The following is a 3,646-nucleotide window of genomic DNA, read 5'->3' as shown; positions in this document are numbered from 1 at the left end:
AAATCGGACGTCCGATTTCCATTGAATTTGCGGAACTCGTGCTCAGACAAGAGAGCGGGGTCGTGAGCGCGGAAGCCGGTTGCAGCCGGTTCCAGCGCTCACGACCCCGCTCTGGTTCGAGATCTCAGCTGAGGGACGGGTTGGAGCGGATCGCGGGGGTTTCCTCCGCGTCGGTCTTCTCCTGCTCCGCGACCTTCGCCGCGCGGCGGATCGCCCACACCGTGACGATCAGCGCCAGTCCGGTCAGCGGGTAGCCCATCGCGATCCGGGCGAAGGCCAGCCAACCGGTCTGGTCGGCGTCGTAGAGCCACTGCTGCACGACGTACTTCGCGGCGAACACGGCGACCCACGCCAGCGTGGCCAGGTCGTAGCCGCGCAGCGCGCGCTTCTGCTTGCGCCAGGCGAAGCCCAGACCGTTCAGCGCCGACCAGGCGACGCCCACCAGCGGCCAGCGGGCCAGCACCGAGACCAGGAACAGCCCGCCGTAGATCAGGCTCGTCCAGATGCCCAGCAGGAAGAAGCCCTTGGCGTCACCGGAGCGGTAGGCGATGAACGAGCACACCGCCACCCCGATCACGCCGGAGATGGCCGGTTGCAGCGGTTCTTTGCGCACCAGCCGGAAGATCGCGATGGCCACCGCCACCCCGATCGCAGACCAGATCGCCGGCATCAGGCTCGTGAAGGAGCTGACCACCACGAAGACGACGATGGGCACCGCGGAGTAGGCTAGTCCGCTGACCCCGCCCATCTGCTCCAGCAGGGTGTTCTCCGCTCCAGCGGCCTGCTGCTCGCCGGTGTCCGACTGCTTCTCGGCCGCGTCCTGGGCGGAGAGCCCGGCAGCCGCTGAATCGCGTTCGCTCATGCGGTGTTCTGCAACTCGTAGTAGGGGTTGTAAAGCACCTTGCGGCCGTCCCGGACCGCGATCCGGCCACTGGCCTTGATGATGCGACCCGGTTCGATGCCGGCGATCCGGCGGCGACCCAGCCACACCAGGGTGACGTCCTCGGTGCCGTCGTAGAGCTCGGCCTCCAGCGTCGGTGCCGACGCCTTCGGGCACAGCCCGACGCTGCGGACCCTCCCGAGCACGACGGCCTCCTGGCCGCACTTGCAGTCGCTGGCCGGCTGCGCCCCGCCGGCCTGGGACCGCTCCGACAGGTCGTCGGCGTCCAGCTCGGCGACGTCACTGGTCAAGCGCCGTACGAGGCGACGCCAGTAGCCGCCCTCGCTCTTGCTCATCTAGCGCTCCTGTGCGCCCTCGGGGCTCGACTCGCGCAGCCCGTGCACCCCCAGCGTAGCGGCCATCGGACGCCGGGTCCCGCCCCCGGCGGGATTGCGAACTTGATCGCTCGATCGGATCAACATCGAGGCTGGCTTGCTTTTCTTTGAAACGCCGCAGGCGTTTAGCCCACCCTCGACGCTTGCACCGCCGCGGGTTCTCAGGCGTCGTCTGACGAGGACAGCCCCAGCGCTGCGTATTGGTCATACATGAGTCGGGGATCCCGCAGCTCAGACGGCGTCTGAGGTTCCGCTACCCGCACCGCCACGCAAAACGAGTGAAGACAACTTTCAGTTTTGGGACAGCGCGAGCGCCCCGCCCAGGCCGATCAGGGTGCTGCCGCTGACCACCTGCTGGCGCCGCCACCAGCGCGGGTTCCGCGCCAGCTTGGCCGCCAGCGGACCCGCGAACGCGGCCACCAGCAGGTCGGCCGACATGGCGAACACCACGAAGATCAGTCCGAGCACCAGGAACGCCGTCGTCGCCGAGCCCTGCTCCGGGTGCACGAACTGCGGCAGGAAGGCGAGGAAGAACACGGCGGTCTTCGGGTTGAACAGCTCGGTGAAGAAGCCCTGCACCACCGCCGAGCCGCGCTGCCGCGGCGAGTCCTGGGCCTGCTCCCCTGCACCCTTGCGCAGCTCCCAGAGCGCGCGGGCGCCCAGGTAGACGAGATACGCCGCACCGATGAGCTTCACCACGGTGAACGCCACCGCCGAAGCCATCAGCAACGCCGAGAGACCGACGGCAGCCGCCAGCACGTGCACCGACGCCCCGAGGCCGTTGCCCAGCGCCGAGCGAACCCCTTCGCGGGAACCACCGCGGATGCTCCGGGCCAGGACGTAGAGGATTCCGGGCCCCGGTGCGAAGGCGATCAGCAGCGCGGCACCCAGGTAGACCCACCATTCAGCAGCGTTCGGCACCCGACCAACGTAGCGGCTCGGACGTCGCCCCGGCGCCGGGACGGCGTCCGAGTCCGGTCACTGCGGGGTCTGGCCGTTGGCCTCGGCCTGCTGCGCCTGCTGGATGTGGCGCTGGATCGCCTCCGGCAGCTCGATGGGCAGCGGGGTGCGCACCGGCATCGGGTCGGTGCCGCGCACCACGATCGTCTCGTCGAGCACCGCGCACAGCAGCTTCGCGCAGTCCTCCGCGGACTCGGCCGGTCCGGCCGCGACGCCGCGCAGCAGCCAGCGCGGGCCGTCCACGCCGATGAACCGCAGCGCGGCCTTCGGCGAATCGGCCACCAGCTCGAGGCCCCAGTCGCCCTCCTCGGTGTGCACCCGGGCGCCGTCCTTGCGCAGCTGCTCGGCGAGCTCGCCGCTGACCTCGTCCCAGAGGCCGCCGCTGCGCGGCGCGGCGAACGCGCTCACGGTCAGCCGACCGACCGGGGTGACCAGGTGCACAGCGCGCACCGGGCCCGACGGGTCGACCTCGACCTGGAGCTGGCCGCCCTCGGGCACCGGCAACCGCACCGAGCCCAGGTCGAGGCGCTCCACCTCGTCCTCGGGCGCCTCGCTCTCGTCGAACGGCCCGCGCTCGACGACGTCCTCGGCTTCGACCGCTGACTCCTCAACCACGTCCTCGGCGCGCTTGCCCCGACCGCGGCCCAATCCGAACATCCCCTCAGCCCTCCGTCCCGTGACCGGCCTCGGTTCCCGAGACCGCCAGCACCTGGTGCCCGCCGGTGGACCCGTAGCCCCCGGCGCCCCGCTGCGACGCGGGCAGCTCGTCGACCTCCTGGAACGCCGCGTGCTCGACCTTCTGCACGACGAGCTGGGCGATCCGGTCGCCGCGCTGCAGCGACAGCGAGTTGTCCCGATCATGATTGATCAGGCAGACCTTGATCTCACCGCGGTACCCGGAATCGACCGTGCCCGGCGCGTTGACCACGCTCAAGCCCGCCTTGGCGGCCAGTCCGGAGCGCGGGTGCACGAAACCGGCGTAGCCCTCGGGCAGCGCCAGCGCGATGCCGGTGCCCACCACCGCGCGTTCGCCGGGTTCGAGCACCAGGTCGCTGGTCGTCACCAGGTCCGCGCCGGCGTCGCCGGGTTTGGCGTAGGACGGCAGCGGCACGTCGGGGTCAAGTCGGGTCAGCAGGACCTTCACGTTCGACACGGGCGGCGAGACTACCCTGAAGTCGTGTCGGAAAGCGTAGAAGCGGCCAGCAGGAGCGGGGACTTGCCCGGTCAGGCGAAATCGACGGAGCCCCCGGTGTACCGGGAGCGGCTGTACGCGGCCTGGTGGTCCTGGCCGCTGCCCCTGATCGGCGCCGTGCTGATGGCCGCGCAGGTGCACATGGGCTACCCGGGCGTGCGGGCGTGGCTGCCGTACGTGGTGCTGGTGCCGCTGGCGATCGCCATCCCGCTGTGGCTG

6 protein-coding genes are annotated in these 3,646 nt (G+C 70.5%); 1 reads left to right on the top strand and 5 read right to left on the bottom strand.

All coding sequences use genetic code 11. From position 1 onward, the window contains the following. Nucleotides 1-124 precede the first annotated feature (124 nt). The 5 genes from ABTZ89_RS36855 to dut form a co-directional block, all read right to left on the bottom strand. Entirely contained in the window at nt 125-862 is a 738-nt protein-coding gene (locus ABTZ89_RS36855; RefSeq protein ID WP_270947967.1) for a DUF3159 domain-containing protein, read from the bottom strand. Continuing rightward, nucleotides 859-1,236 (bottom strand): OB-fold nucleic acid binding domain-containing protein, encoded by a 378-nt coding sequence (locus tag ABTZ89_RS36850; RefSeq protein WP_270947968.1) that lies wholly within the window; start codon nt 1,234-1,236, stop codon nt 859-861. Before ABTZ89_RS36850 ends, ABTZ89_RS36855 begins: the two co-directional genes overlap by 4 nt. Nucleotides 1,237-1,566: 330 nt before the next feature. Beyond that, on the bottom strand, nt 1,567-2,196 hold the full coding sequence (locus ABTZ89_RS36845; RefSeq protein WP_351053701.1) for a LysE family translocator: 630 nt from the start codon (nt 2,194-2,196) through the stop codon (nt 1,567-1,569). Between the two features lie 57 nt (nt 2,197-2,253). Beyond that, nucleotides 2,254-2,892 carry a DUF3710 domain-containing protein gene (locus tag ABTZ89_RS36840; protein ID WP_351053698.1) on the bottom strand — a complete coding sequence of 213 codons (639 nt, stop codon included), beginning with the start codon at nt 2,890-2,892 and terminating at the stop codon, nt 2,254-2,256. A 4-nt stretch (nt 2,893-2,896) separates the two neighbouring features. Beyond that, nucleotides 2,897-3,388 carry a dUTP diphosphatase gene (dut, locus tag ABTZ89_RS36835; protein ID WP_270947971.1) on the bottom strand — a complete coding sequence of 164 codons (492 nt, stop codon included), beginning with the start codon at nt 3,386-3,388 and terminating at the stop codon, nt 2,897-2,899. A 24-nt stretch (nt 3,389-3,412) separates the two neighbouring features. Here dut and ABTZ89_RS36830 point away from each other — a divergent pair. Continuing rightward, the coding region (locus ABTZ89_RS36830; protein ID WP_502949651.1) for a DUF3093 family protein at nt 3,413-3,646 on the top strand (234 nt) is incomplete at its 3' end.

This window comes from Saccharopolyspora sp. NPDC002686 (genome assembly GCF_040295745.1).
Taxonomy (GTDB): domain Bacteria; phylum Actinomycetota; class Actinomycetes; order Mycobacteriales; family Pseudonocardiaceae; genus Saccharopolyspora; species Saccharopolyspora oryzae.
The sequence above is the reverse complement of the archived record's forward strand: the minus strand, read 5'-3'. Positions and strand labels throughout refer to the sequence as shown.